This window comes from uncultured Streptococcus sp., assembly GCF_963516515.1.
In the GTDB taxonomy this organism is placed as follows: domain Bacteria; phylum Bacillota; class Bacilli; order Lactobacillales; family Streptococcaceae; genus Streptococcus.
On sequence record NZ_CAUQCJ010000059.1, the window covers coordinates 1 to 5,234 of the forward strand.

At 41.9% G+C, this 5,234-nt stretch carries 5 protein-coding genes; 3 read left to right on the forward strand and 2 right to left on the reverse strand.

The window, feature by feature from the left end:
• On the reverse strand, positions 1–592 hold a 592-nt coding region (locus RYL77_RS08665), incomplete at its 3' end, for a potassium transporter TrkG (protein WP_315010982.1).
• A gap of 3 nt (positions 593–595) precedes the next feature.
• Positions 596–1,945, reverse strand: a complete 1,350-nt coding sequence (trkA, locus tag RYL77_RS08670; RefSeq protein WP_315010983.1) for a Trk system potassium transporter TrkA — start codon at positions 1,943–1,945, stop codon at positions 596–598.
• A 188-nt stretch (positions 1,946–2,133) separates the two neighbouring features.
• On the opposite strand from trkA, the gene RYL77_RS08675 reads away from it, so the two are divergent.
• From RYL77_RS08675 to RYL77_RS08685, 3 genes are all read left to right on the forward strand, one after another.
• Positions 2,134–2,982: an S-adenosyl-l-methionine hydroxide adenosyltransferase family protein gene (locus RYL77_RS08675; RefSeq protein ID WP_315010984.1), complete on the forward strand. Its 849-nt coding sequence runs from the start codon at positions 2,134–2,136 to the stop codon at positions 2,980–2,982.
• A 15-nt stretch (positions 2,983–2,997) separates the two neighbouring features.
• Positions 2,998–3,543 (forward strand): ECF-type riboflavin transporter substrate-binding protein, encoded by a 546-nt coding sequence (locus tag RYL77_RS08680; RefSeq protein ID WP_042901648.1) that lies wholly within the window; start codon positions 2,998–3,000, stop codon positions 3,541–3,543.
• A 282-nt stretch (positions 3,544–3,825) separates the two neighbouring features.
• Positions 3,826–5,234: ABC transporter ATP-binding protein (locus RYL77_RS08685; protein WP_315010985.1), on the forward strand; the 1,409-nt coding region annotated here is incomplete at its 3' end.

Below are 5,234 nucleotides of genomic sequence, written 5' to 3' on the forward strand. Positions count from 1 at the left end.
TGATGACAAAGAGGGAGAAGAGAGCTAGATAAAGGAGATAGAGAATCTGGGCAGTGTTTTTTAGTTTGGATACAACCTTGCCAAAAACAGGGCCAGGAACCTCAGCCTTCATCACTTCTAGGTGACTATTTTTGGCATTATCCATAATAGCAAGTGCAAAAACAAGCACTCCCATCCCTCCAATCAAGTGGGTAAAACTTCGCCAGAAGAGGAGGGAACGACTGAGAACCGAAACGTCGTTCAGAATAGTTGCTCCAGTAGTTGTAAAGCCAGAGCTGATTTCAAAAAAGGCATCGATAACGCTGGGAATTTGTCTAGCAAAGACAAAGGGGAGACCACCAAAGAAGGACCAAAGGATCCAACAGAGGGCAACAATCAAGACTCCCTCCTTGGCATAAATCCGTTGATTTTTTGGCTTTTGTAAAATTCCTGAACCGCCTAGTAATACGAGAATCCCTATTGTTGAAAAGAGGGCCGTAAAGACTTGGCTCGATTCACGGTAATAGAGAGCGACAGCTACAGGAACCAAAAGGAGAACAGCTTCAATCAAAAGTAATTTTGAAAGGAGGTAGCGAATCATACTTTTATTCATTTCTTACCTCGCGATCAAGTCATAAATCTTAGTGATGTTTGGCAACAAAGTTGTTACTAGGAGCTTGTCTCCAACTTCCAACATATCCTCCCCAGTTGGGAAAATGGTCTTGCCCTTTCGAATGATGGCTGCAATAAGAACCCCTTTTTTCAGTTTTAGTTGAGAAAGAGGTTTGGCAGTCATCTTATTAGCTTCCTTGATATGGAATTGCAGGGTTTCGATTTGGCCATTGGCTAGATGGTGCATGGCTTGAAGGTCTGAATACTGGGCATTAACCCGACCACGAATAAAGTGCATAATCGTATCTACAGCAATGCTTTTAGGAGTGATGATACTTGAAAAATCAGGTGCGTGGATAATCTCGAGGAGACTAGTACGATTGACCTTGGTGATATTTTTTTGTACACCTACGCTGTCAAGGAACATAGAGGTAATCAGATTTTCCTCATCGACACCTGTTAGAGTCGCAACGGCATCATAGTTTTGAGCACTTTCTTCCAGCAGGATATCTTTTGCGGTACCATCTCCTTGAACGATGTAGAGATTTGGGAATTTCTCGCTAAAGAAGCTGGCGATTTCAGGATTGATTTCAATGACCTTGGTATCGATACGACTGTCTTTGAGGATACCTAGTAGATAATAGGCAATTCTACCTGCACCGACGATGAGAAGGCTCTTCACGGCGCGAGATTTGAAATAATTATGGAAGAGCATCATATCAACACGGTTACCAGTGACAAAGATTCTATCTTTATCCTGTACGGTCATGTCACCACTTGGGATGATAATTTGATGATCTCTTTCTATCGCACAGACAATGACATTGCCAAATTTTTTCCGAAAATCAGAAATGGGCATTTGGCAAAGACCGCTGGATGATTTAACAGTGAATTCCATCAAGCTGACTCGTCCTCCAAAGAAACGTTCGACAGAGAGGGCGTTTGGGAAGTCAATGATATTTGCGATAGCGCGGGCAGCCAAGAGCTCAGGATTAACGATAAGAGAAAAACCGAGAATATTCTTTTCCTTGAAATAAGAGTTAGAATATTCAGGGTTCCGCACCCGAACGATGGTCTCTTTAGCTCCCATTTTTTTGGCTAGAACGGCTGCAATCATGTTCACTTCATCGTATTCAGTCAGGGCGATAAAGATATCACAATCCTGGACGCTGGCTTGCTCAAGGATGGTAAAATCGGCCCCGTTACCAAGGATACCCATGATATCAAAGCGATTAACAATATGATTGAGAACAGCTTCGTCTTGCTCAATCAGCAAAACATCATGCTTTTCTGCAACCAAGGAGCGACAGAGGGCAAAACCAACTTTTCCCCCTCCGACAAGGATAATTTTCATATTAAAACCTACTTTTTCATGATGTAACTATCATACCTTTTTTCAAGAAAAAATGCACCTACTAGCTAATAACCAGAGCTTTTAGTAGGAAATTTGCTATAAGGTAAAACTATACCCTAATCAATTGAAATAGCTATTAGCGACTTTCTCTGAAATATGGTATGATAAAGGATATACAAGGAGATAAAATGAATAATAATTTACTGGTATTACAATCAGACTTTGGTCTGGTTGATGGTGCGGTATCGGCTATGATTGGAGTGGCTTTAGAAGAGTCTCCAACCTTAAAAATACATCACTTGACGCACGATATCACGCCTTATAATATTTTTGAGGGGAGCTATCGTCTCTTTCAGACGGTGGATTACTGGCCTGAGGGAACGACATTTGTATCGGTAGTCGATCCAGGTGTCGGCTCGAAACGTAAGAGTGTAGTTGCTAAGACTGCAAAAAATCAATACATTGTCACGCCAGACAATGGAACTCTTTCCTTTATCAAGAAACACGTTGGCGTTGTAGCTATTCGTGAAATTTCTGAAGTAGCCAATAGACGTCAAAATACAGAGCATTCTTATACTTTCCACGGCCGTGATGTTTATGCCTATACTGGTGCTAAACTGGCCAGCGGTCACATTAGTTTTGAGGAAGTGGGGCCAGAGCTCAGTGTAGACCATATTGTGGAGCTTCCAGTCGTAGAGACCATTATTGAAGATCATCTGGTGAAGGGAGCTATTGATATTCTGGATGTGCGTTTCGGTTCGCTTTGGACCTCTATCACACGAGAAGAATTTTACAAGCTGGAACCAGAATTTGGTGACCGTTTTGAGGTGACTATCTATCACGCTGATATGCTGGTCTATCAAAATCAGGTTGTTTATGGCAAATCATTTGCAGATGTGAGAATTGGGCAACCCATCCTTTACATCAACTCTCTCTATCGTTTAGGTCTGGCTATCAACCAAGGTTCCTTTGCCAAAGCTTACAATGTAGGTGTCGGTTCATCTTGGACCATTGAAATAAAGAAAATAGAATCATAAAATAGGAGAATATAGATGAAAAATCAATCAATTAAACAAGTTGTTGCTATCGGTGTTGGAGCTGCGCTCTTTGTTGTCATCGGGATGATCAGCATTCCGACACCTGTTCCAAATACAAGCATCCAGCTTCAGTATGCGGTACAGAGCCTCTTGTCTATCATTTTTGGCCCTCTAGTTGGTCTACTTGTTGGTTTAATTGGGCATGCGGTGAAGGATTCTCTTGCTGGCTACGGTCTTTGGTGGACTTGGATTATTGCTAGCGGTCTCTTTGGTCTAGCTGTAGGACTCTTTAGAAAATATATTCGAGTAACACAAGGCGTTTTTGAGTTAAAGGATATTGTCTTCTTTAACCTCATTCAGATTGTTGCAAATGCTCTTGTTTGGGGTGTTTTGGCACCACTTGGAGATGTTGTGATTTATCAAGAAGCGGCAGAAAAAGTATTTGCCCAAGGGATTGTTGCAGGTATTGCAAACGCGGTGACTATTGCTATCGCAGGAACTCTTCTTTTGATAGCTTATTCACGTACGCAGACTCGTTCAGGAAGTTTGAAAAAGGATTAACATAAGGGAAAAGGCTGGGCAACCAGTCTTTTTCGATGTTTATAGATTAGTTAGGCAAGTAAGCTAAGATAGGAAGCTTTTTGGTTCTAAGTTTTTAAGAGAAGAGTCTGCAAGAAGGAGTAGATTTATGATAAAATAGAAGTCTAATACTCTGCGAAAATCTCTTCAAACCGCGTCAGCTCTATCTGCAACCTCAAAACAGTGTTTTGAGCAACCTACGGCTAGCTTCCTGGTTTGCTCTTTGATTTTCATTGAGTAGAAGAAGCGAATGAAGAGAGTAAGATGAAAGAAGCTATAATTGAGTGGAAGGATTTCTCTTTCCAGTATGAAACGCAACAAGAACCGACCTTGCAAGGGGTGGACTTGACCATTTACAAGGGAGAGAAAGTCTTAATTGTTGGGCCATCTGGGTCAGGCAAGTCTACCTTGGGTCAATGTTTGAATGGGATTATTCCCAATATTTACAAGGGTCAGATGTCTGGAGAATTTTTGATCAAGGGGCAAGCAGCCTTTGATATGAGCATCTACGATAAATCTCATCTGGTCAGTACAGTTTTGCAGGATACAGATGGGCAGTTTATCGGCCTGTCTGTGGCAGAGGATTTGGCTTTTGCTCTGGAAAATGACGTGACAGCTCTAGATGACATGAAAAGTCGTGTTCATAAATGGGCTGAAAAGCTGGACCTTATTTCTTTACTGAATCAGCGTCCTCAGGATCTGTCTGGTGGACAAAAGCAGCGAGTCAGTCTAGCTGGTGTCTTGATTGATGAGAGTCCGATTCTTTTGTTTGATGAGCCACTCGCCAATCTGGATCCCAAGTCAGGTCAGGATATTATCGAATTGATTGATCAGATTCATAAGGAGGAGGGGACGACGACTCTTATTATCGAGCACCGTTTGGAGGATGTTCTGCATCGCCCTGTGGATCGGATTGTCTTGATAAACGATGGCTGTATCCTCTTTAATGGGAGTCCTGATCAGTTACTGGCGACTGATTTGTTGACCCAAAATGGAATTCGAGAACCCCTTTATCTAACCACTCTCCGTCAATTGGGTGTGGATTTAGTCAAGGAAGAACAATTAGCAGATCTGGATAACTTGTCTATCTCAAAAGGTCAGGTTCAGTTGCGGACGGAACTGGTAAAAGAAACCCCAGAATTGCAGTTACTCTTTAGACTAGAGGACGTGTCTTTTTCTTATGATGATAGACCGATTTTAAAATCCATTCATTTAGATATTAAAAAGGGTGAAAAGATTGCCATTGTCGGGAAAAATGGAGCAGGGAAGTCAACTCTAGCCAAGGCCTTAAGTAGCTTTATTCAGACTGAAGGTCGCTATCTTTGGGAAGGACAGGATATAAAAGGAGATTCTGTTGCAGAGCGGGCGGAACGAGTAGGCTATGTGCTGCAAAATCCTAATCAAATGATTTCAACCAACATGATTTTTGATGAGGTGGCTCTGGGACTTCGTTTGCGAGGTGTGGACGAGCAGGAAATTGAAACGAGAGTCTATGAAACTTTGAAAATCTGTGGTCTCTATGAATTCCGTAATTGGCCTATTTCTGCCCTGTCATTTGGACAGAAAAAACGCGTCACTATTGCCTCGATTTTGGTCTTAGGGGCTGAAATTATCCTCTTAGATGAACCGACAGCAGGTCAAGACCAGAAGAACTATACTGAGATTATGGAATT

What these genes read in the sequence shown, in the direction of transcription:
- RYL77_RS08680 (WP_042901648.1), top strand. Translation starts at nt 2,998, where the DNA reads ATGAAAAATCAATCAATTAAACAAGTTGTTGCTATCGGTGTTGGAGCT.
- RYL77_RS08675 (WP_315010984.1), top strand. Translation starts at nt 2,134, where the DNA reads ATGAATAATAATTTACTGGTATTACAATCAGACTTTGGTCTGGTTGAT.
- trkA (WP_315010983.1), bottom strand. Translation starts at nt 1,945, where the DNA reads ATGAAAATTATCCTTGTCGGAGGGGGAAAAGTTGGTTTTGCCCTCTGT.